The organism is Burkholderia sp. PvR073 (assembly GCF_054055695.1).
Map to the genome: position 1 here is coordinate 1,199,113 of NZ_JBSRXO010000001.1, position 22,966 is coordinate 1,222,078.

General features: G+C 66.8%; 19 protein-coding genes. 11 read left to right on the top strand and 8 right to left on the bottom strand.

The annotated features are described in order from the left end of the window. Positions 1 to 1,024: 1,024 nt before the first annotated feature. Positions 1,025 to 2,389: a replication initiation protein gene (locus tag ACVK00_RS05325; protein ID WP_012365031.1), complete on the top strand. Its 1,365-nt coding sequence runs from the start codon at positions 1,025 to 1,027 to the stop codon at positions 2,387 to 2,389. Positions 2,390 to 2,479: 90 nt separating this feature from the next. Here the strand turns inward: ACVK00_RS05325 and ACVK00_RS05330 are convergent, their stop codons facing one another. Further along, positions 2,480 to 3,541 (bottom strand): ParB/RepB/Spo0J family partition protein, encoded by a 1,062-nt coding sequence (locus ACVK00_RS05330; RefSeq protein ID WP_228908687.1) that lies wholly within the window; start codon positions 3,539 to 3,541, stop codon positions 2,480 to 2,482. Positions 3,542 to 3,564: 23 nt separating this feature from the next. After that, positions 3,565 to 4,227: a ParA family partition ATPase gene (parA, locus tag ACVK00_RS05335; protein WP_006751663.1), complete on the bottom strand. Its 663-nt coding sequence runs from the start codon at positions 4,225 to 4,227 to the stop codon at positions 3,565 to 3,567. Between the two features lie 1,020 nt (positions 4,228 to 5,247). Between parA and arsC the strand changes: the two genes are divergently transcribed. Further along, positions 5,248 to 5,604, top strand: a complete 357-nt coding sequence (arsC, locus tag ACVK00_RS05340; protein ID WP_175660153.1) for an arsenate reductase (glutaredoxin) — start codon at positions 5,248 to 5,250, stop codon at positions 5,602 to 5,604. A 508-nt stretch (positions 5,605 to 6,112) separates the two neighbouring features. On the opposite strand, the gene ACVK00_RS05345 is transcribed toward arsC, so the two are convergent. Continuing rightward, positions 6,113 to 6,352, bottom strand: coding sequence for a zf-HC2 domain-containing protein (locus tag ACVK00_RS05345; protein ID WP_228908684.1), 240 nt, complete (start codon positions 6,350 to 6,352; stop codon positions 6,113 to 6,115). Then, positions 6,333 to 6,929: an RNA polymerase factor sigma-70 gene (locus tag ACVK00_RS05350; protein ID WP_354123221.1), complete on the bottom strand. Its 597-nt coding sequence runs from the start codon at positions 6,927 to 6,929 to the stop codon at positions 6,333 to 6,335. The genes ACVK00_RS05345 and ACVK00_RS05350 overlap by 20 nt, the downstream gene beginning before the upstream one ends. A gap of 366 nt (positions 6,930 to 7,295) precedes the next feature. Between ACVK00_RS05350 and ACVK00_RS05355 the strand changes: the two genes are divergently transcribed. Then, positions 7,296 to 7,850 carry an NADPH-dependent FMN reductase gene (locus ACVK00_RS05355; protein WP_228908683.1) on the top strand — a complete coding sequence of 185 codons (555 nt, stop codon included), beginning with the start codon at positions 7,296 to 7,298 and terminating at the stop codon, positions 7,848 to 7,850. Between the two features lie 45 nt (positions 7,851 to 7,895). Here the strand turns inward: ACVK00_RS05355 and ACVK00_RS05360 are convergent, their stop codons facing one another. Then, entirely contained in the window at positions 7,896 to 10,136 is a 2,241-nt protein-coding gene (locus ACVK00_RS05360) for a hybrid sensor histidine kinase/response regulator (protein ID WP_284901585.1), read from the bottom strand. Between the two features lie 466 nt (positions 10,137 to 10,602). Here ACVK00_RS05360 and ACVK00_RS05365 point away from each other — a divergent pair, with 466 nt between their 5' ends. The 3 genes from ACVK00_RS05365 to ACVK00_RS05375 are packed head-to-tail and all read left to right on the top strand — an operon-like array spanning position 10,603 to position 12,549. Next, the gene (locus ACVK00_RS05365; RefSeq protein ID WP_040138947.1) at positions 10,603 to 10,971 is read left to right on the top strand and encodes a response regulator; all 369 of its coding nucleotides are present in this window, start codon (positions 10,603 to 10,605) and stop codon (positions 10,969 to 10,971) included. After that, positions 10,964 to 11,590, top strand: coding sequence for a chemotaxis protein CheC (locus tag ACVK00_RS05370; RefSeq protein WP_166726258.1), 627 nt, complete (start codon positions 10,964 to 10,966; stop codon positions 11,588 to 11,590). The genes ACVK00_RS05365 and ACVK00_RS05370 overlap by 8 nt, the downstream gene beginning before the upstream one ends. Next, complete coding sequence (locus ACVK00_RS05375; protein WP_284901594.1) at positions 11,587 to 12,549, top strand: GGDEF domain-containing protein; 963 nt, start codon at positions 11,587 to 11,589, stop codon at positions 12,547 to 12,549. The genes ACVK00_RS05370 and ACVK00_RS05375 overlap by 4 nt, the downstream gene beginning before the upstream one ends. 44 nt (positions 12,550 to 12,593) lie before the next feature. Here the strand turns inward: ACVK00_RS05375 and ACVK00_RS05380 are convergent, their stop codons facing one another. Further along, positions 12,594 to 13,478 carry an alpha/beta fold hydrolase gene (locus ACVK00_RS05380; RefSeq protein ID WP_284901596.1) on the bottom strand — a complete coding sequence of 295 codons (885 nt, stop codon included), beginning with the start codon at positions 13,476 to 13,478 and terminating at the stop codon, positions 12,594 to 12,596. 217 nt (positions 13,479 to 13,695) lie between these two features. Here ACVK00_RS05380 and ACVK00_RS05385 point away from each other — a divergent pair, with 217 nt between their 5' ends. The 5 genes from ACVK00_RS05385 (at position 13,696) to ACVK00_RS05405 (ending at position 19,095) form a co-directional block, all read left to right on the top strand. Then, entirely contained in the window at positions 13,696 to 14,028 is a 333-nt protein-coding gene (locus ACVK00_RS05385; RefSeq protein WP_166726255.1) for a hypothetical protein, read from the top strand. Positions 14,029 to 14,288: 260 nt separating this feature from the next. Next, a complete protein-coding gene (gene hpnD, locus ACVK00_RS05390) occupies positions 14,289 to 15,137 on the top strand; it encodes a presqualene diphosphate synthase HpnD (RefSeq protein WP_006751673.1) in 849 nt (282 codons plus the stop codon). 4 nt (positions 15,138 to 15,141) lie between these two features. Then, positions 15,142 to 16,395: a hydroxysqualene dehydroxylase HpnE gene (gene hpnE / locus ACVK00_RS05395; protein ID WP_228908678.1), complete on the top strand. Its 1,254-nt coding sequence runs from the start codon at positions 15,142 to 15,144 to the stop codon at positions 16,393 to 16,395. 15 nt (positions 16,396 to 16,410) lie between these two features. After that, positions 16,411 to 18,384 (top strand): squalene--hopene cyclase, encoded by a 1,974-nt coding sequence (shc, locus tag ACVK00_RS05400; protein WP_228908677.1) that lies wholly within the window; start codon positions 16,411 to 16,413, stop codon positions 18,382 to 18,384. Positions 18,385 to 18,387: 3 nt separating this feature from the next. Further along, a complete protein-coding gene (locus ACVK00_RS05405) occupies positions 18,388 to 19,095 on the top strand; it encodes a phosphorylase (RefSeq protein WP_284901600.1) in 708 nt (235 codons plus the stop codon). Between the two features lie 109 nt (positions 19,096 to 19,204). Here the strand turns inward: ACVK00_RS05405 and ACVK00_RS05410 are convergent, their stop codons facing one another. Together ACVK00_RS05410 and hpnN are read right to left on the bottom strand one after the other, a co-directional pair. Next, a complete protein-coding gene (locus tag ACVK00_RS05410) occupies positions 19,205 to 20,221 on the bottom strand; it encodes an MlaA family lipoprotein (protein WP_284901602.1) in 1,017 nt (338 codons plus the stop codon). Continuing rightward, entirely contained in the window at positions 20,214 to 22,847 is a 2,634-nt protein-coding gene (gene hpnN, locus ACVK00_RS05415; RefSeq protein WP_284901604.1) for a hopanoid transporter HpnN, read from the bottom strand. Before hpnN ends, ACVK00_RS05410 begins: the two co-directional genes overlap by 8 nt. Between the last annotated feature and the right edge of the window lie 119 nt (positions 22,848 to 22,966).

Below are 22,966 nucleotides of genomic sequence, written 5' to 3' on the forward strand. Positions count from 1 at the left end.
CCCGGGTTTTCCTGGGCGGAACCCGTTGAGGTGAGCTTTTTCGGGGCATCAATCACAGGCTGTCATGCGCCATATGGGTGAGCATTTTCGGGAGCGCTATTTGCTTAAAAAGTGGTCAAAGGTGAGGCTTTTCGGGGGCCATCACAGGGCGAATTCGCTGAAAAGCCCGCCGGGACTGGCCGAAATCTGATTTTTGCTGTGCCACTTTTTGGCACAGGTGAGAATTTTCAGGAGTCGACACGCAGCTGTCGCATTCGCCCGGATGCCCGAAAGGTGAGGTTTTTCGGGGGGTGATCGCTGGGCACAGCGGAACGCCTGCCGCACATAAGTATCGGATGCCATTGAGATTTTTGATACCGCCGCGGTTACGGTGAGGTTTTTCGGGAGCTGCTTTCGCATCCGCTGGAGCGCCGCTTTTTTCAATAAGGTGAGGCTTTTCGGGAGGTCCTCGCGGCTGATCCCGCGTGTGTCGGGGATTCCTCGGCATCCCGGTCACAGAATTCCGAGCTGGTGAGGTGAGAATTTTCGGGACCGAACGGTTTTTGTGCGCTGTACAATGCGCGCCCGGGCCTGTGAAACGGCTTCGAGCGACGTCGCGGAGCGCCTTTCTGGCGCGGATTTCCGGATTCGGGAGCGAATCGTGGTCTCCCGGTCAGCCAAGCCTGTACATGCATACAGGCCGGTGCGGGTCCATCCGCCCGCCTTCGTCACACCCAGTAGCGACCCTGTGACGAGGACCCGGAAGCGCAGTCGTAAAATTACGACAAATCGAAAGGTGAGCCGATACGGGAGCAAGTTTCGCACGTGTCGAGCACAGGCAAAAATCTGTGAATCCGCGCATCCCGCGACACGTCTGGACGAGTCAGAAACGCTGTAAATCCGGACCGGTGAGGGTTTTCGGGAGAGGGTTCGGGTGAGTGCCGGTTTGTGCACGCACTTCACCGGCTATGGTGAGCATGTCGTTCTGGACGCACATCACCACAGGCGCTATCCTTCCGTGAAACTTCTCCCTCCGACCCGACGCATGGCCACGAAGCGCGCCAAGAAAACCGATGTGGATGTGGTGAGTGCCAGTTCAGCCGAATTGCGTAAGGCCGTCGAGGCGATCGCAATTCAGCCGAAAAGCGGCAAGATCACCCTCCTGACCCGCAAGCTGTTCAACGTCCTGCTCGCCGTCGCGCAGCAGGCCGACGACTCGGGCGACACCTACCGCGCGCTGCTGTCGGATATCGTCGCCAACTCCGCCTTCGATTCGAACGACACCGCCCTGGTGAAGGAACACCTGCGCCGCATGGTGTCGGTCCAGGTCGAATGGAGCACGGGGACGTCGAGCCAGAAGCCGGGCCGCAAGTGGGGGATCTCGACGCTGATCGCCGATGCCGAAATTCTCGAGGATCCGGCCACCCGCCGCGTGTGGGTCGAATTCTCGTTCGCACCGAAGATCAAGAAGAAGCTGCTCGACCCGGTCCAGTACGCGCGTCTGAGCCTGCAGTTCCAGAGCCAGCTGCGCAGCAGCGCCGGTCTCGCGCTCTACGAGATCTGCGTGCGCTACCTGACGAACCCGAGCCACCTGACGATGCGCGAGCCGTGGGAATGGTGGCGGCCGATCCTGTCGGGTACCCCCGATACGGAGGCCGGCGACGAGGCGAAGCGCGAGTACAAGTACTTCAAGCGCGACTATCTGCGTCCGGCGATCGCCGAGGTCAATGCGGTGACCAACATCTTCGTCGAGCTGATCGAGCATCGCGAAGGGCGGCGGGTCGCGGAGATCCAGTTCCGCGTGACCGAACGCAAGCAGCCGATGCTCGCGCTCGACGAGCATCCGAATGTGTTCGACAGCACGCTGGTCGACCGGATGGTGAAGCTCGGGATTCCGCTCAAGGAAGCGCAGACGCTCTACGCGGACAGCGAGGAAAACCGGATTCGCGCCGCGCTGCAGATGACCGAACAGCGGATGCGCAGCACGACGCTGCCGCCGGTGCGCAGTGCGCCCGCGTTGTTCAAGGATGCGCTGAAGAAGGGTTATGCGCCGCCGGTCGAGTCCGTCGACACGCTGCCTTCCGGCATGCCCGCCGCGAAAGCCGTCGCGGCGCAGCCGGATGATCTGAAGGCGCGCCTGTTGAGCGAATTCTCGGCGTTCCGCCGCAAGGAAGCGAAGGTGCTGTACGAGGAGCAGGGCGACGCGGAGCGCGAAGTGGCGCGCGAGTCGTTCGAGTCGGAAGTGTTGCCGACGATGGGCTCGCACCTGCGTGACGACTGGCGCAAGCGCGGTCTCGATTCGAAGCTCGCCGAGACGGCGTTTTTCGACTGGCTGGCCCAGAAGACCTGGGGCGAGCCGACCGACGGCGACCTGCTGTCGTTCACCCTGAATCAATCGCGGGCCGCCTGAGGCCCGTTCAGGCCCCTCTGACGGGCCGCCGCCGGGCACCCGCCCAACCGGCGGGCCCGGCGCATCGCCAGGCCCTGCCGGCCGTTTCCCTCACTCCGACAACAGCATCCGCTCGAGCTGCTCGAGGATCGCGTCGCGCTTGTCCTTCGGGAGGCCGCGCAGGCGCAGTTCGATGCGGTCTTCGCCATACGACTTCAGGTCGCCGACCGACTTGCCGCCGAGCTTGATCTCGAGACGCTGCGCATAGCGCTGGCGGCCCGCCGGCTTCGGCGTCTCCTGCGCCGCGACGCGGCCCTTGACGATGTCCGATACCTGGCGCGTGCTGAGATCGTCGGACACGATCTTGTTGATCAGCCGCAGCGTCGCCTCGGTACCGCGCGCATTGTGATAACGGCCGACCTGATACGCCATGTTCGAACCGAAGCGATCGGGGCGCGCGACCATCTCCTGCATCACGGTTTCCGGCAGCTTGCCGATCGACAGCGCAACCGCGACCGTCGACTCGTCGAGGCCGAGATGTTCGGACAGTTCCTTCTGACTCTGGAAGTGCTTGTCGTCGAGGAAGCGGCGCCACACGACGGCGTTGTCGAACACCGTCTGCGAATCGCGTTGCACGTTCAGGTCGTAGCCGAGCTTGTAGCTCTGGATCCCGATCGGCACGTCGATCACGATCGCCTTCACCGACTCCTTGTTTGCTTCCTTCAGCGCGCGGACGCGACGGCCGCCGTCGCTGACGAAATACGTACCCGGATTGTCGTAGTCCGGAATCACGTGGATCGCCTGCTGCTGCCCCTGCTTCGCGAGATTGACCGCGAGTTCGGCAATCGACGACTTCAGATAGAAGTGCCGCGGGTTGAACGGGCTATGCTTGATTGCCTTCAGCGGCAGCTCGATCACCTGGCCGGGCGCATAGCGATTCTCGAGCCGCCACGCGCGATATTGCAGCGACTCGTCGACAGACGGATCGAGCAGGACCTCCATAACCGGCGGCGGCGTGATGTCCTTCTTGGCGGACTTCGTCGGGGCCGGCGTGGCCGTCTCGGACTTGACGATGCCGTCGATGGCATTGAGCCGATCAAGCGCCGTGCGCTTCTCGCTCGTCGTGATATCCGGGCGCGCTTGGAATCCTTTTGCAAATTGGGAAGGTTTCATGTGACTCCTTTATGCGCATAAAGTCAGGGCAGCATGGCGACGATTTCGTCGGCACATGCGCGGATTTCCGCAGCGGCCAGCTTGGCGCCGCGGTCGTTCATCTGCAGCACGGTCTGACCGAGCGCCATCGCTTGCTTGTACGCTTCCCGGGTCGGGATTTGCGTCTTCAACAACGGGAAGCCGAGTTCCTCGAGCGCGCGCTTGAGTTCGCGGGTCAGCATGCGCTTCTCTTCCGTCTTGTTCAGCAGAAAGACGGCACGGAGGTCTTCGTTCATCACCTGCGCCTGCTGGATCAGCTTGACCAGCCCGACGCTCGACCAGTAGTCGGCCGGCGACGACGAAGTCGGGATCACGGCGATCGATGCGGCCAGCAGCACGACGCCGGAGACCTTCTCGGTGATCGACGGCGGGCAATCGACGACGATGATGTCGTAGTCGTTGATGAACTTCTTGATCTCGCGATGGATTTGGCCGCCAGCTTCAGCGAGGTTGACGACCGGGAAAGGGATGCCGGCGTCGCTGTCACCCGATGCGCTCGACCAATGAATCAGTGTGTTTTGACCGTCGGCGTCGATGACGAGGACGCGCTTCCCTTTCTCATGGAATGCCGCGCCGAGATGCATGGCAATCGTGCTTTTGCCGACGCCACCTTTTTGTTGAGTGACTGCAATGATTTCCGCGGCCAATTTTCACTCCTGTTTTTGGTCGTTGGAATTCTACAGGACGATATTTATATTTCAATGAAATTGTCGTTCACCAACTACGCATTGGCCATTTGGGCTATCGGTTTATGCGCATAAACGAAGGAGAGATGCCGGATGGCGGCAGTGGCGAGAAGCAAGATTGCCGGGCGTCGATGATGAGCGGAGCGAGCTTCGCGCAGGCTGACGTTTCGGGACGCGCATCGAGATGCCGATCGTTGAGATGTATCAGGACCTGCCCTTCCGCTTGTTGAGGGAAGGCGCTGCCGAGATGGCGGCTGAGTTTGTGCGCATAAACTTCCGCGGTACCGGAGAGGATCTACGAGTCGGTGTCCTCGCTCGAGCGCGAGCCTGAACGATGAACTCTGCGCTGCTCGGGGCGACGGAATACGCGTCGTGTGCAGGGCCGCAGCATTGACTGTCTCCCCTGCCTTTATGCGCATAAACCATCGCAAGGATCTGCGGCCATTAGCGGGCGCACATCGGAACGCGCGCATAAAAGTCGAACTCACGACGATGACTCGAACGCCATCGCGTATCGCCTCGCTGATCACTCGACGCATCGATGTGCATGAGCCGGCTGCGGATATCAGTGGATCGCCCCGCCCCGGGAAGCGACAGCTTTATGCGCATAAACCCAGCGACAGATAAACCGGACGGCGGTCCTCCGGGTTGTAGCGTGCAGCAGGCCATAGCGATGCGCCATGCCATTCACCCGCGCTATTTGCCCGCGAAGACGGGTCAGGTATCGCCCGCGCAATGCACTTTATGCGCATAAACGCATCACGGGCATCACGGGCATCACGGGCATCACGGGCATCACGGGCATCACGGGCATCACGGGCATCACGGGCATCACGGGCATCACGGGCTCCGCGGCATTACCGACGCTCCACACGTCACCCGAGTATTCAGTTCCCCCTCCCTCACGTGCGCGGGGACCTCACCGAAACGCCCCCAACCAGACTGGCTACAATACGGGCCTCTCCCATCCTGGCCTGAATGATGATCACGATCTATCACAACCCCCGTTGCTCGAAGTCCCGCGAGACGCTCGCGCTAGTCGAGGCGCTGAACACCACCGGCACGCCGGTGAATGTCGTCGAGTATCTGAAGACGCCGCCGACGGTCGAGGAACTGGAAACGCTGCATCGTCAGCTTGGTTGCCCGGTGCGCGACATGCTTCGCGATGGCGAGGAGCCGTACAAGACGCTGGATCTGGCCCGCGGGAGTCTGACCGATGCGGAGGCCTACGAAGCGATTGCCGCTCATCCGATTCTGCTGCAGCGTCCGATCGTCGTGTATCGAGGCAAGGCAGCCATCGGCCGGCCGCCCGAGTCGGTGCGTGTGCTGTTCGAGTAATTGTTGTTCGGCGTATTTTTCTTATTGCGTCAGTCCGGCGCGAGCGTGCCGGATTGACCAACCGAATTCTCGTGCCGCGGCTCGCAGCGACAATCACCTAGCGTCGCGGATCTCCTCGCCGAATTACACACACCCGCCGACCTCACGCGCATCGCCGCCACCGCCACCGCCACCGCCACCGCCACCGCCACCGCCACCGCCACCGCCACCGCACTCGATGACCGCGAGCGACCGCGAGCGACCGCGAGCGACCGCCAGCGACCGCCAGCGACCGCCAGCGACCGCCAGCGACCGCCAGCGACCGCCAGCGACCGCCAGCGACCGCCAGCGACCCGAGCGACCCGAGCGACCCGAGCGACCCGAGCGACCCGAGCGACCCGAGCGACCCGAGCGACCCGAGCGACCCGAGCGACCCGAGCGACCCGAGCGTCAACCCATCAACGTCGACAAGAACATCCCCCGGCAGCCGTCGCAACGCGTGACCGCAAACGACCCAGACCCAGCCGACTCACCCCCGACCATCTCCCGACGACGACCCATCCCGATCGTCACCCGCCCCATCCCCCACACCCCGCCCCGCCGCCGCCTGTGCCGCCGTCCGCAGCACCGCGATCTGCCCGCGATACGCGCGGCACCCGCCGCAAGCCGGCAGATGCACGCGCACCTGCAGGCGCTCATACAGCGTCAAGGACCGGTCGAGCGCATCCGACAGCAGTCGCGTCACATCCCTACATTTCCCCGGCAGCATCTTCGGTCGTCAGTCCTTTTTCGCTGAGGCAGGTGCGCAGGCGCGTGCGCGCCCGATACAGCAGCACGCTGCAATGGTTCGTCGTCAATGTCAGTTCGGTGCAGATGTCGTTGATCTCGACATCGAGGAATTCGCGCATCATGAACACGCGCCCGATGTGTTCCGGAAGATGATCGAGGCAGACCTGGAACAGCGTCCAGAACTGCTGTTGCTGCAATAGCGTCTCGGGGCGCGGCCACGGCCGCGGCTTCGTATGCGCGGCCCAGTGCCCGTTTTCCTTGAACAGCTCCCGATCGAGCGCGGATTCGCCGTCGAGCTCCGCATCGAGCGCGGACAGGCTCACCGTCCGCTGCCGCGCGCGCAGGATGTCGATCAGCTTGTTGCGCAGGATCCCGAACACCCAGGTCTTGTGCGCGGACCGTCCCGCGAACTCGACCGCGTGCGACCACGCGGCGGTCAGCGCTTCCTGCACGGCATCCTCGGCCGCATCGGCATCGCGCAGCTGGAGTCGCGCGAAGCGCAGCAGATCGCGCCGCAGTTGCGTGAGATAGGGAGGATCGTCGTACGCGGACGGCATGGCGGGTCGGGAGCCTTACGAAGCGGAAGCAATCGCGTGCGCCACCGGGCGGGCGCGTTGCGAGCAGCTTACTGGGCGCGACGCCGCGCTGCAACGCATGTTCCGTCACGATTTCATGAAGCCGGCCGACGCGCTGCGCTATGCTTGCCGGAACCTTGCATCGCGTGGCGCGAAATCGAGATGCGGGCGGTTTGTAACATCAGACCATAACGGTCGAGTTATCCACAATTTCTGTGGAAAACCTTGTGGAAAGTCGGCCGGTCGGCCCCGTGGGACGGTTCACGGGCTGGCTTGCCTATAAACAGACCTTTGTCGCCTGTTTCGAATCAATCGATCCGATTTCTCACTCACCGGAAGGAGAAAGTCATGTCCTATCGTGTTGCCGTCGTCGTCGGCAGTCTGCGTCGCGGTTCCTGGAATCGCGCGCTCGCGCACGCCGTGATCTCGCTCGCCCCCGCCGATTTCTCGTTCGAATTCGTCGAGATCGGCGAGCTGCCGCTGTACAGCCAGGACTACGACACGGATTTTCCGGAAGTCGCGAAGCGCTTCAAGGAGTCGATCGAAGCGGCCGACGCGCTGCTGTTCGTCACGCCCGAGTACAACCGCTCGATTCCGGGCGTGCTGAAGAACGCGATCGACTGGGGCTCGCGCCCATGGGGGCACAACTCGTGGTCCGGCAAGCCGGGTGCCGTGCTCGGCACGTCGCCGGGTGCGACCGGCACCGCGCTCGCGCAGCAGCACCTGCGCAACGTGCTCGCGTATCTCGACGTGAAGACGCTCGCGCAGCCGGAAATGTTCATCAAGCACGACCCGGCGCGCATCGACGATCAGGGCCAGATCGTCAGCGAGGACACCCGCAAGTTCCTGCAGAGCTTCGTCGACCGCTACGTCGACTGGGTGCGCATGCTGAAGGCGGCCTGATCGCCGCACCGTTCGCGCTGCCGGCACCGGCCCGCGTGCCGCGGGTCAGGTGTTGGTGTGGCGCGCATCGCGCGCTTCGCGGATGCCGAGCAGGATCTCGTCGAGCAGCGCGATGTCGAACGGCTTCGACAGCACACGCACGTTGACGGTGCGCGTGCGGTCGAGTTCCTCCGCGTAACCCGTGACCAGGATCACGGGCAGCTTCCCCGGCCGCTTGTCGATCGCTTCGGCGAGATCGATGCCGTTCAGGCGGCCCGGCATATGGATATCCGAGATGACCAGGTCGAACGCGTCGTTCGCGGCCGCACCCTCGATCAGGCGCAACGCGTCGTCGGCGGTGGGCGCATAGGTCACGCGGTGCCCGAGCAGCGTGAGCAGCGCTTCGGTGCCGGCGGCGACTTCGCTGTTGTCTTCGACCAGCAGCACGTGCAGGCCCGCGAGCGCGCCCGTGTCGTGCGCGACGGCCGGCGGCCGCGCGACGATGTCCTCGACGCGTGCGCGCGGCAGGTAGAGGCGCACCGACGTCCCGGCGCCGACCGCGCTGTCGATCGTCGCCAGGCCGCCCGAGCGCTCGCAGAACGCGAACACCTGCGGCAGCCCGAGCCCCGTTCCCATCCCCTGCGCCTTGGTCGTGAACAGCGGCTCGAACGCGCGCGCGAGCACCTCGGGCGCCATGCCCGAGCCCGTATCGTCGAGCGAGATCTGCACGAAGTCGCCGGTCAGCGGAAAGCCGTCCTCGCGGCGCAGCGTCACGTTGCGCGCGCCGACCGTGAAGCGGCCGCCGATCGTCATCGCGTCGCGCGCGTTGACGGCGAGATTGATCACCGCGAGTTCGAGCTCGGCGACATCGACCCGGATCGGCCACACACCCGGTTCGATCGCGACGACCAGCGACGACTTCGACCCGAGCGACGTCTTCAGCAGTTCGCGGCACGTGCCGACCCATTGGCCGATGTCGATCGTTTCGTTGTGCAGCGGCTGCTTGCGCGCGACGCCGAGCAACTGGCGCGTGAGCGACTGGCCGTTCTTCAGCGCGCGTTCGATCGCGCCGAGTTCCTTGTCGAGATGCTGGACGCCGCGCCGCCGCGCGATCTGCACGTTGCTCGAGATGATCATCAGCAGGTTGTTGAAATCGTGCGCGACGCTGCCGACCAGGTTGCCGAGCGCCTGCATCTTGCGCGACTGCCGGTACGCGGATTCGATCGAGCGCCGCATCGACGCTTCCGCCTGCCAGCGATCCCAGGCCTCCTCTTCCGCCTTCAGCCGCTTCAGCGACAGCCAGATCACCGACCACAGCGCGATCGACGGCGCGAACATCGAGATGAACAGCACGCTCAGGTGTTCGTACCATTCGCGCCGGATCGCCGACGTGCGGTACGCGCAGGTCACGTACACGGGATAGCTGCCGACCTGGCGGTACGCGACGATCTCGCTGGCGCCGCCGTGGCGCACGCGTACGATGCCCGCGCGCGGATCGTTGCGTTCGTTGCCGAACGTGGTCGTGAGATCGGTATGCGCAAGTGATGGCGGCGGCGGATACGACGCGATCACCGCGCCGTCGGAGCGCGCGAGCGCCATCGTCATCGGCGTGGCCGCGCCGCCGAGGAGCTCGCGGTAGAACGAATTGAAGTACGACGATTTCAGCGCGATCGACACCATCCCGGCGAACGAGCCGTCGCTATGCCGTCGCGCGACGCCCGTGTTGAACACGGGGATGTTCTCGAGCTTGAGCGGCCCCATCATCAGCCGCGAGATATGTTCGATGACCTTGCCGTCGCGAATGCCGGCGAAGTCGTCGCGGTTCGCGATCGACGCATAGGGCGCCGGATAGTAGAGGCTGTTCGCGAGCAACATGCCGCTCGCGCCGAAGATCGACACCGCGGCCACCTGCGGATAGCCGCCGCCGATCGTGTTCAGCGCTTCGTGGATGTCGGATTCCTGGCGGCGCACGGCGACGTCGTCCATGTCCTGCACGAGGTCGACGATGCGCGCATCGAGCGTCTCGGTGAGGTCGAACACCTTGAGCGCATGCTCCTCGGCGACCCGCACGGTGCGCATCGTCACGTCGCTCGCCGCGGCTTCGCGTGCCTTCAGGTCGTTGTACGCCATGACCGACACGTAGATGCACGGCAGCACGATCGCCGCGACCAGCAGCACGATCAGCGTCACGCGCCGGACCGCGAAATCGTGCTCGGGCGCGCCGGCCGAATAGCTGCCGCCATCCTGCCAGTCGTCGGCAGGTGTGGAGGCGGGCGGATGGGAGTCGGCGGGACGTTTGGACGTCATTGAAGAAAGCGGGTCAAGCTGCGGTGTTCAATCATAAACGAGTTGCGCCCGCACGCCGTACCCGGCGCGGTGGGGCAACCTGGTGATTCCGACAGGGGTAAACCGAAAGATTGAAAACGCTATGAATCCGGCAGCGCAAACGTACACAAAGAAAAATTTTGCGTGCTTATCTCGAAAATGGTCGCGCCTGTTTTCGGAATGCCGGGGGATTGGATCGATTTTGTTCGAAATGGTGAATATGGCGAGTTGCACCGCCTCCGGTTTACTCAGAGAATCGCGCCTTGCTTTCCCTATGACAGATATATGCGCCCGCCGGCGTTTGCGGCGCGGTGTGTCGCGTGCCTCGTGCGCGGCGCCCGCGCGCGGCCGCACGGTGGCTGCCAGCGCCTGATTGCATGGCGCCTCAAGAAGCGCGCCGCGCGGTCGTTAACGCGAGAGAGACCATTCCGAATACCGCTTCGCTGCCATGCCTTTGCCGATCGTGATCGCCGACGACTCTTTGCTCGCTCGCAAACTTCTGACAAAGGCACTGCCGGGAGACTGGGACGTCGATGTCGCGTATGCGGCGAATGGTCGCGAGGCGCTGGCGCTCTATCGTGACGGCAAAGCTTCCGTAATGTTTCTGGACCTGACGATGCCCGACATGAACGGCTATCAGGTGCTGGAGACACTGCGCCACGAAGATCTGAACACGTTCGTGATCGTGGTATCCGCCGATATCCAGCCGCAGGCGCAAGCACGCGTGCGCGAGTTGGGCGCGATCGCATTCGTTGCCAAGCCCGTGACGTCGGAGGCGTTGCTGCCCATTCTCAAGGAGTATGGGTTGTATGCCTGAATCGGTGTTCACGGCGGAGCAACGCGACGCGTTGCAGGAGATCGCCAACCTCGCGATGGGCCGCGCCGCCGCACGGCTCGCGCTGCTGCTCGGACATTTCATCGAATTGTCGGTACCGCGCGTGCGCGTCGTGAAGGCCGCCGATGCGGGCGACGCGCTGCGCGAGATGACGGGCATCCGCGAAAACGTGACGGCCGTGCGCCAGGGCTTTCGTTCCGACATCAAGGGCGAGGCGATCGTGCTGTGTCGCAGCGCGGGCGTCGCGCGGCTCATGTCGCTGATGGACCGCACGTTCGGCGACGGCGTGTATGCCGGCATGGCGACGCAGGACGAGATCGTGTTCGATGTCGCGAACGTGCTGATGAGCGCGTGCGTCTCGTCGATCCTCGACGAGCTCGGCCGCAAGCCCGTGTTTTTCCCGCCGGGGCTGCTCGGCGCGAACGTGTCGTTCGATGACGTGTTCCAGCCGAACGCGCTCGCATGGAGCGTCGCGTTGCTGCTCGAAGTGAATTTCGGACTCGAGGATCACGCGTTCCGCGCACATTTCGTGATGCTGATGGCCGAGGATTCGATCCGGCTGATGGGCGACGCACTCGACGCGTTGCTGTCCGCGCTATGACCGCTACTACTACCCGCCCCACCACCGCCACCGCCGCGGCGTTGAGCGACCTCGTGATCGAACGGGTGGGCTTCGGCCTGTTCGTGCTCGACCGCTCGATGACCGTGCTGATGTGGAATCGCTTCATGCAGGACCACACCGGCATCCCGGCTGCCGACGTGATCGGCCGCAACCTGTTCGACTGCTTTCCGGAGCTGCCGCGCGCGTGGCTCGAACGCAAACTGGAGAGCGTGTTCCAGCTCGGCAGCTTCGCGTTCAGCTCGTGGGAGCAGCGGCCCTACCTGTTTCGCTTCGAGCACGACCGGCCGATCACCGGCGGCGTCGACTACATGCAGCAGGACTGCACGTTCATGCCGCTCACGCGCGGCCGCGAAGTCGAGGCCGTCTGCGTGACGATCTCGGACGTCACGCACGTGAGCGTGATGCAGCGCGAGCGCGAGGAAGCGGTCGCGAAGCTGCGCGAGCATGCGAATCGCGATGGCCTCACCGGCATCGCGAACCGGCGCTTCTTCGAAGCGCGGCTCGGCGACGAGTTCGCACGCTGGCAGCGCTACGGCGGCGACCTGTCGATGCTGCTGTTCGACCTCGACCACTTCAAGACGATCAACGACCGGTTCGGGCATGCGGCCGGCGATGCGGTATTGCGCGAGACGGCGCGCCGCGTCGCGTCGATCGTGCGCGCACAGGATACGTTCGGCCGCTTCGGCGGCGAGGAATTCGCGCTGCTGCTGCCGTGCACGAATCTCGACGAGGCGATGCGGGTGGCCGACAAGGTGCGCGACGCGATCGGCAGCACGCCGGTCGACGCGGAAGGCGTCAGCGTGCCGGTGACGGCGAGCGTCGGCGGCGCGAGCGCGACGGTGGGCGCGACGGCGCCCGACGTGCTCGTCAACGAGGCCGACACCGCGCTCTATCGCGCGAAGCGGCTCGGGCGCGACCGGTCGATCGCGTATACGTGAGCGCTGCGTGACCGTTGCGTCGCCTTGTCGGCGCCGCGCGTCGTTCAGCTTTTCGCGATATCCACCAGCACGCCCGCCAGCACGGCCGGCTGCGACACGAACGGCGAATGACTGCTGTCGAGCTGGTGCACGTGCGTCGGATTGCCGGGCACGAACGCGTCGGCTTCGTCGATGAAGCGCTGCTGCAGCGCGGGCAGGATCACGCGATCCTCCAGGCACTTGATGTAGTGACGGTCGATCGCGCCCCAGCGCGCGGTGGTCGTCGGGATCGCGGTCGCGAACGGCGCGGCCGGCACGTCGCAGGTCATCAGGTTCGCCATCGCCTCGAAGTCGGCCTGCGCCGCGTCGTCGTACAGCGCGCGCTTCGCCAGCGCGCGATACGCGGCATCGCTGCTGCGCGGATCGATCCGCAGCGCGCCGGCGACGCGCGGGCTCGCGAGCATCAGCGGGGCCAGCATTTCGCCCTTGTTCTCGGGTGCGCGCACGTAGTCGAGGCCCGGCACGCCCGACGCGGGCATGAACGCGGCGAGATAGACGATCTTCGCGATCTTCTCCGGCGCGCGTTCCGCCGCGGCCGTGATCGCGAGGCCGCCCATGCTGTGGCCGACGAGCACGACCTTGCCGCAGCCGAGCGCGTACGCGTCGTCGACGGCCTGCATCACCTGCGTCGCGTAATCGTCGAGCGTGGTATTCGCGACCGGCGACGGCTCGGCGCCGAAGGCGTCCTTGTCGAGCGGCCGTTCGAGATAGGACGCGGGAAAGCGGGCGTTGATGCCGTGTGCGGGCAGGTCGCGCGCGATCGACAGGTAGCCGCGCTCGGCCAGCGCGGCCGCGACGTGCGCGTAGCACCATGCACCGTGCCACGCGCCGTGCACCAGCACGAAAACGGGATGGTCGGATGGCGCGGTGGCGGTTACGTTCGTCTCCATGGTGTCCGTCTTTTTCGAGAAAGATGTTCATCTTAGACGAAGCCGCGTGGCCGAAACCGCGCGCGGCAAAGTGGCACGCGCAGGCCGACCGTGCGCGCGCTCGCACCGGTCGCCGCGACGAGGCCCTTTTGTCTCGTACAGGCCACATTTCGTTCCGATCTGATTTGAATTTGCACCGAAGCGCGCTAATTTGGCGCTTTGCTTCCGATGGCGCCCCATGAACGTCGACTACCTTTTCTACCGGCGGCCTGACAAGCCTGGCCCCTATTCCCTCGACGACCTGGGCGAGATCGCGCCGCCGATCGGCCCGAGCGACGTGGTGCGCGCGGGCATCACCCGCGTGTTCGACCAGCTCGACTGGCACGAGTCGCCCGATGTCCCGGGCGCGTGGTTCGGCACCGGCGGCCCGTCGTTCCAGTTCACGGCGGAGCCCGACGGCTGCGTGACGAGCTTCATGGGCTCGCGGCTCGAACGCCGCTCGGTGCTGCAGCTGACCCGCGAAATGGGGCTCATCGCCCTCGATCTGCAGCGCGACATCGTCTACGGCTGACGCGTGGCGCGACGCCGTTCCCCGCCGGGGCCGGTCGCACCAGCTCCCGCCAGCCTTTGCGCGGCCCGCCGGGCGCGGCACGGGTCCGCCATCGAACTTCAAAGATTGCTATACTTTCGCCCAATTCCGGCTTCCGGCCGGTAATTTGTGCCTGTCTGCGTCGATCGTTCGCATATCTCGCACGCATTTGACGCCCTGACCAACCCAGCCGGGCATGGCTTCTTCAATCGCCCCGCGTGGGCGTCTCCGTGGAGCTCGTCTTGGCCGTTTCCAATCTCGTCGTGGACGAACAAGAAACCGACGCCGCTGCCGTCACATCGGGCAGTTCTTTCTATTTGGCGATGCGCATCCTGCCGGCGGTGCAGCGCGACGCGATGTTCCAGGTCTACGCGTTCTGCCGCGCGGTCGACGACATCGCCGACAGCGACCTGCCGCGCGCCGAGCGCAACGCGGGCCTCGATCGCTGGCGCGCGGACATCGACGCGTGCTTCGCCGGCCAGCCGCCGCGCCATCTGGTCGCGCTCGAGCGCGAGATCCGCGCGTTCGACCTGAAGCGCGAGGATTTCCACGCGATGATCGACGGAATGGCGATGGACGCCGCCGAAGACATCTGCGCGCCGGACGAACCGACGCTCGACCTGTTTTGCGATCGCGTGGCGAGCGCGGCCGGCCGTCTGTCGGTGAGGATTTTCGGGATCCCGGAAGCGGAAGGCATCGCGCTGTCGCACCACCTCGGCCGCGCATTGCAGCTGACGAACATCCTGCGCGACATCGACGATGACGCGGCGATCAACCGCTGCTACCTGCCGCGCGAGCTGCTCGCGCGCGAAGGCATCGCGATCACCGATCCGGCGACGATCGTGCGCGACCCGGCGCTGCCGCGCGTCTGCGCGACGCTCGTCGAGCGCGCGCTCGAGCATTTCCGCGCGGCGGACGCCGTGATGGATACCTGCACGCGTGCGCAGGTGAAGGCGCCGCGCATCATGTCGGGCGCGTATCGCTGCATTCTGGAGGCCGCGATCGCGCGTGGCTTCGCCGCTCCGCGCGCGCCGCTGCGCAAGCCGAAGGCGCGCATGCTGATGATTGCCGCGCGTTACGCGCTGTTCTGAGCCGATGCCCAGAACCGTCCACGTGATCGGTGCAGGACTCGCGGGCCTGTCGGCCGCCGTCGAGCTGCAACGTCGCGGGCGGCGCATCGTGCTGCACGACGCGCATGCGCACGCGGGCGGCCGCTGCCGCTCGTGGTTCGACGGGACACTGAACACGACGCTCGACAGCGGGCTGCATCAGGTTTTCGCGGGGCAGCCCGCGACGCAGCGCTACCTGCGTGCGATCGGCGCGGCCGATCAGCTCACGGGGCCCGCGCTGCCTGAATGTCCGGTGGCCGACGTCGCGTCGCAGCAGCGCTGGACGCTGCGCTTCGGCAACGGGCGCTGGCCGTCGTGGCTGTTCGACGCCGCGTCGCGCGCGCCGGGCACCACGCCGCTCGACTACCTCGCGCTGGCCTCGCTCGCGTTCGCGCGCACCGGCCGCTCGCTCGCACAGACGATGCGATGCGACGGCGTGCTGTGGGATCGTTGGCTGCGCCCCTATTTCCTCGGGGTGCTGAACGTCGAGCCGCGCCACGCGAGCGCCGAGCTCGCGCGCGCGGTGCTGTGCGGCACGTTTGCCGCGGGCGGCCCGGGCTGCCGCCCGCTCGTCGCGCGCCACGGGCTCGGCAGCGCGTTCGTCGAACCGGCGCTGCGGATGCTGCAGCACGGCGGCGCGCAGATCCGGCTGAACTCGCGGCTCGACGCGTTCGAATTCGGCGCGCACGGCAATGCGGTCGATGCGGTCACGGTCGGCGGCGAGCGCGTGGATCTCGCGCCGGGCGACGCGATCGTGCTCGCCGTGCCGCCCGAGGTCGCGCAGCCGCTCGTCCCGGATCTCACCGCGCCCGACACGTTCAGCGCGGTCGTGACCGCGTACTTCGCGGTCGACGCACCGGCCGGCGGCCCGCCGCAGACGACCGTCGTCAACGGCGTCGTCGATGCGGTGCGCGCCGGCGGCGGCATGCTCGCGGCGACGATCCGCGACGCGGGCCGCTGGCTCGACATGCCGCGCGACGCGCTCGCGCGGCGCATCTGGGAAGACGTCGCGCGCGTGAGCGGCGCGAACCCGGAAACGATTCCCGCGTGGCAGCTCGTCGTCGAGCCCCGCGCAGGCTTTGCGGCGGTGCCGTCGCAGGAAATGAAACGTCCGGCCGCGCGTACGCGCTGGACCAATCTCGTGCTGGCGGGTGACTGGATTGCCACCGGCTTGCCCGCCACGATCGAGGGCGCGATCCGTTCCGGCCAGCTGGCCGCGGACGTGCTCCAGACACAGTAAGTAACAGAGGGACCGATGAACGATCTCACCGAAATGGCTACCCTGTCCGCCGGCACCGTGCCGGCCGGGCTCGACGCCGCCGTCGCCAGCGCGACCGACGCGCTGCTGGCCGCGCAGAACGCGGACGGACACTGGGTCTACGAACTCGAGGCCGACTCGACGATTCCCGCCGAATACGTGCTGCTCGTCCACTATCTCGGCGAGACGCCGAACCTCGAGCTCGAACAGAAGATCGGCCGCTATCTGCGCCGCGTCCAGCAGGCCGACGGCGGCTGGCCGCTGTTCACCGACGGCGCGCCGAACATCAGCGCGAGCGTGAAGGCGTATTTCGCGCTGAAGGTGATCGGCGACGACGAGAACGCCGAGCACATGCAGCGCGCGCGCCGTGCGATCCACGCGATGGGCGGCGCCGAGATGTCGAACGTGTTCACGCGGATCCAGCTCGCGCTGTACGGTGCGATTCCGTGGCGCGCGGTGCCGATGATGCCGGTCGAGATCATGCTGCTGCCGCAGTGGTTCCCGTTCCACCTGTCGAAGGTGTCGTACTGGGCGCGTACCGTGATCGTGCCGCTGCTGGTGCTCAACGCGAAGCGTCCGATCGCGAAGAACCCGCGCGGCGTGCGCATCGACGAGCTGTTCGTCGACCCGCCCGTCAACGCAGGGCTGCTGCCGCGCCAGGGCCACCAGAGCCCCGGCTGGTTCGCGTTCTTCCGCGTGGTCGACCATGCGCTGCGCGCGGCCGACGGCCTGTTCCCGAGCTACACGCGCGAACGCGCGATCCGTCAGGCCGTGTCGTTCGTCGACGAGCGCCTGAACGGCGAGGACGGCCTCGGCGCGATCTATCCGGCGATGGCCAACGCGGTGATGATGTACGACGTGCTCGGCTATGCGGAAGATCATCCGAACCGCGCGATCGCGCGCAAGTCGATCGAGAAGCTGCTCGTCGTGCAGGAGGACGAAGCGTATTGCCAGCCGTGCCTGTCGCCGGTGTGGGACACGTCGCTCGCCGCGCATGCGCTGCTCGAGACCGGCGAGGCGCGCGCCGAGGAGGCCGTGATCCGCGGCCTCGAATGGCTGCGCCCGCTGCAGATCCTCGACGTGCGCGGCGACTGGATCTCGCGCCGCCCGCACGTGCGACCCGGCGGCTGGGCGTTCCAGTATGCGAACCCGCACTACCCGGATGTCGACGATACGGCGGTGGTCGCGGTGGCGATGGACCGCGTGCAGAAACTCAAGCACGACGACGCGTTTCGCGATTCGATCGCGCGTGCGCGCGAGTGGGTCGTCGGGATGCAGAGCAGCGACGGCGGCTGGGGCGCGTTCGAACCGGAAAACACGCAGTACTACTTGAACAACATTCCGTTCTCGGATCACGGCGCGTTGCTCGATCCGCCGACGGCCGACGTGTCGGGCCGCTGCCTGTCGATGCTGGCGCAGCTCGGCGAGACGCCGCTGAACAGCGAGCCGGCGCGCCGAGCGCTCGACTACATGCTGAAGGAGCAGGAGCCGGACGGCAGCTGGTACGGCCGCTGGGGGATGAACTACGTGTACGGCACGTGGACGGCCCTGTGCGCGTTGAACGCCGCGGGCCTGACGCCGGACGATCCGCGCGTGAAGCGCGGCGCGCAGTGGCTGCTGTCGATCCAGAACAAGGACGGCGGCTGGGGCGAGGACGGCGACAGCTACAAGCTGAACTACCGCGGCTTCGAGCAGGCGCCGAGCACCGCGTCGCAAACGGCCTGGGCGCTGCTCGGGCTGATGGCGGCCGGGGAGGTGAACAACCCGGCCGTCGCGCGCGGCGTCGAGTACCTGATCGCCGAGCAGAAGGAACACGGGCTGTGGGACGAGACGCGCTTCACGGCGACGGGCTTCCCGCGCGTGTTCTACCTGCGCTACCACGGCTATCGCAAGTTCTTCCCGCTGTGGGCGCTCGCGCGCTATCGCAACCTGAAGCGCGACAACGCCACGCGCGTGACGTTCGGGCTGTAACGCGTGGCGCCGACGCAGCATAACGGCACGTTGCCCGTCATCGCCGTCACGGGGATGGCGTTCGAGGCACGCATCGCGCGCGGTCAAGGCGTCGAGGCCGTGTTCGCCGCGCGCGCCGACCGGCTCGAGCGCGCGCTGGCCGAGGCGACCGCGCGCGGTTGCGCGGGCATCGTGAGCTTCGGCACGGCGGGCGGGCTCGCGCCCGATCTCGCGCCTGGCGCGCTCGTGATCGCGGACGCGATCGACGGGCCGTTCGGCCGCGTGCAGACCGATCCGGCCTGGAGCGCGCGGCTCGTCGCCGCGCTGCACGACACGCCGGTGTGGGCGCGCGTCACGCGCGGCACGATGGCGGCGGTCAGCGCGCCGGTGATCAGCGAGCAGGAAAAGACTTCGCTGCATCGCGCGAAGGGCGCGCTCGCCGTCGACATGGAATCGCATATCGCCGCGGCCTTCGCGGCGTCGCGCGGCGTGCCGTTCGCAGTGTGCCGCGCGATCGTCGACCCGGCGTGGCGCACGCTGCCGCGCGCGGCGACGGCCGGCCTGCGCGACGACGGCAGCACCGCGATCCTGCCGATCCTGCGCGAACTGCTGAAGCAGCCGTCGCAGCTCGGCCCGCTGCTGCAGGTCGCGGGCGACGCACGTGCGGCGCGCACGACGCTGATCCAGGCGCGGCACGCATTCGAGCGTGCGGGCGCGATGCGGATCGTCTGAGCGGCGTTCGCCGCTTCTCCTCTTCCCCTTCTTTTCTCGTCCGCGGACGCAAAAAAAGAGCGCTGCATGATGCAGCGCTCTTCGGCTTTCCGGCGGATTCCGGGTCGCGTTACTGCGCGGCCGGACTGCTCGCGGGCAGGGTCGGCATCGCCGGCGCGATCGGCGCGCCGTTGGCGGCCGGCGCCGTCGTCGCACCAGCCGATGCAGCCGCAGGGGCTGCCGCCGGTGCGGCAGCAGGCGCGCTTGCGGGCGTCGCGCCGTCGGCACCCGGATCGTCGTACTGCGGCAACCCCGGCGCGGCCGGCGTGGTGTTCGGCGCCATGCCCGATGCGCCGCCCGCCTCACCCGGATCCTCGTAGTTCGGCAAGCCCGGCACGGCCGGCGTGGCCGCCGGCACCGCACCCGACTCGCCCGGCTCGGTGTAGTTCGGCGGCGCGGCCGAGGCCGACTGGCCGCGATACGTCAGCGACTTGCGCTGCTGCAGATACGCGTCGCGGACGAACGAGTACGGATCGAGCGCCGCCTGCTTCAGCAGGTCGGTCGCGCCGAGCAGATCCGAGCGCGCGCTGATGAACTGCGCGATGTACATCGGATTGCGCGCGGCCGGCTCGATGTAGTTGAGCAGGTTGAAGCGGACGTCCACCGCGCGGCCGACACCGTCGCGGATCGTGCTCGGCCCGAACACGGGCAGTACGAGGTACGGGCCGGACGGCATGCCCCAGCGCGCCATCGTCAGCCCGAAATCCTGGTGATGCTTCGGCAGCCCGGCCGGCGTCGCGATGTCGATCAGGCCGGCGACGCCGAACAGCGAGTTCATCGCCACGCGCATCAGATCCTGCGTCGCATCGGTGATGCGCAACTGCAGCAGGTTGTTCGCCATGTTGCCGAGATCGCCGAGGTTCGAGAAGAAGTTGCTGATCGCCGTGCGCATCGGCGTCGGTGTGATCTTCTGGTAACCCTTCGCGATCGGCACGGCGATGTTCGTGTCGACCGTGTCGTTGAACTTGTACATCGCCCGGTTCATCGGCTCGAGCGGGTCGTTGGGGTTGCGGTTCGGGCCCGTCGCGCAGCCGCTCAGCACCGCGCTGGCAGCGACGGTCGCCGCAATGATTCGCACCTTATTCATTATTTCCTTGCGATTGGTTCTGGGCGCGTTTGACGCGCGGTTTGCCCATCAGGACGGGCTGAAACACCACGGCGCCGATCAGGGTGCAGGTCAACGCCAGCGCGAGCAGCTTGCCCATGCTCGACGTGCCCGGATGATGCGACAGCCACAGGCTGCCGAAGGCGGTTGCCGTCGTCGCGGCGCTGAACAGCACCGCGTGCGTGAGGCTCGAGTGCAGCAGGCCGGTCTGCCCCGCGCGCCACGCCATCACGAAGTACACCTTGAACGCGACGCCGACGCCGAGCATCAGCGGCAGCGCGATGATGTTCGCGAAGTTCAGCGACATGCCGAGCAGGACGCACATCTCGAGCGTCACGAGGCCCGACACGAGCAGCGGCACCAGCGTGCGCAGCACGTCGCCGAAGCGACGCAGCGTGATCCACAGCAGGATCGTGATCGAGATGATCGACCACAGCGCCGCATGCAGGAATGCGTTGATGATCGTGTCGGCCGAATGCAGGATCGAGATCGGACCGCCGGTCGCGCCCGGCTCCGCGGCCTTCACCGCCTTCGCGAAGCGGCGCAGCATCGTGTCGTCGTTCGGGTCGACGCCCTTCGGCACCTTCGGCGAAATCTGCACGAGCGCATGGCCGTCCGGCGCGACCCAGTCGCGCACGATCTGCGGCGGCAGCGATTCGCGCGTGACGTCCTGCGGCTGCAGCAGCGTCGCGAGCTGGTTCAGCGCGATGCGCAGCGTGTCGGAGAACGCGCGTTCGGCGCGATCGCGCGTCGCGCTGTCGGCGGCGGCGAGCTTCGCGAGCGATGCCGACAGATGCTGGGCGGCGGCCGCGCCCGGGCCCGGGTGATCTTCCGCCGCGTAGCCCAGCAAGTTGGACACGCGCTTGAGCGCGGCGACGCGCTGCGCGTCGGTCGCGTTCGGCGCGGCCGGCTGCGTCAGCGCAGGCAGCAGCTCGCTCGCGGCCGCGGCGATTGCCGCGCGCTTGGCCGGCTGGTCGGCCGGGACGAAGGTCGTGAGCGTCGTCGTGCGGCCGACTTCCGGCAGCGCGTCGAGGCGCTTCGCGGCCGCGTCGGCCTCGGCGAGCGACGGCGCGAGCAGCGTGACGTCGTTGACGGCCGCTTCGGGCGAATCCTTCAGCGCGAGCAGCGTCGCCATCGATTCGCTGTGCGGATCCTTCAGGTGCAGCGGGTTGAAGTCGAAGTGCAGGAACGCGAGCAGCGGCAGCGCGCCGATCACGACCGCGAGCGTGCCGATCAGGATCGGCTTGCGATGGCGATCGAGGAAGTCGTCGACCGGTGCGAGCCACGGAAAGCCCGGCGTCTTCGATTCGCCCGGCGGCGCGAACAGGCGCAGCAGCGCGGGCAGCAGCGTGAGCGTGGTCAGCAGCGCGACGAACATCCCGACGCCCGCGATCAGGCCGAGCTCGGATACGCCGCGATAGGCGGTGGGGATGAACGAGAAGAAGCTCGCCGCGACCGCCGCGGTGGCGAGCGCGAGCGGCATGCCCATCGAGTGCGCGGCACCGATCAGCGCGTGATCGATGCGTTGATCGCGGAAGCGTTCCTCACGGTACTTCACGCCGTACTGGATCGAGAAGTCGACGCCGAGGCCGACGAACAGCACCATGAACGCGACCGAGATCATGTTCAGCGAACCGACCATCGCGAGGCCCAGCGCGGCCGTCACGACGAGGCCGACGAACAGCGTGACGAGCACCGAGCCGATCATCCGCTTCGAGCGCAGCGCGAGCCACAGGATGACGAGCACGGCGAGCAGCGTGAGCGCGCCGTTGAGCGCGGCGCCGTCTTCCACAGATGCGAATTCGTCGTCGGCGAGCGGCTGTTCGCCGGTCAGGCGCACGACCGCGCCGTAGCGTTGCTCGAGGCCGAGCGCTTGTGCGGTGTCGCGGATCACCTGGGTCGTTTCCGCACCGGCCTTCAGCGCGCCGTAGTTCACGACCGGCTGCACGGTGACGAACGCGCGGGCGGGCTGGCGCGCGGCATCGCTGTCGACCAGCCCGCGCCACGAGAACGCGGCCGGCTTGCCGGCCAGCACGTCGTCGACCGTCGCGGCGCTGCGTGCGAGCAGCTTCGCCATCGCGGGCAGCTTCACCTGGCCGGTGAGGAGCGGCTGGCCGAGCGTGGTGGACAGCGTGGTCGCGAGCCCGGTGAGGCTCGGGTTCTTCGCGAGTTCGTTGACGAGCGGACGCGCGCTCGCGAGCTGCGAGGTGGTGTCCGACACTTCCTGCGGCGACAGGAACAGCAGCCCGTTGTGCTCGAAGAACGGGCCGCCGCCGGGTTCGGCGACCTGACCGATCCGGCCGGCGTCGGCCTGCTTCTGCAGCGCTTCGGTGAGCGCATGCGCGGCGGCCGTCGCGAATTCGGGGGCGGGCGCCTCGACCACCGCGAGGATCGTGCCGTTGCGTTGCGGGAAGGCCTTGTCGACGGCCTTGCCGAGCGCGGCCCACTGCGGTTCCGCGTCGACCAGTTTGCTGATGTCCGTGTTGATCTTGAAGTGCTGCGCGACATAGACGCCGCTGAAGACGGCAATGACGAGCGACAGCACGACGACCCAGACGGGGCGGCGTACCGACAATGCGACGAGTCGGACGATGAGAGATGTCACCATGTGGCGGTGGGATGGGGCTGGCAAGGGCAAAACAACGAGTATACCGGCGCCGCGTGACGTCGGTCGCAACGTTGGAGCATGAAGGGGCGGGAAGGATATTTGCTCGGTGGCGAAGGAAT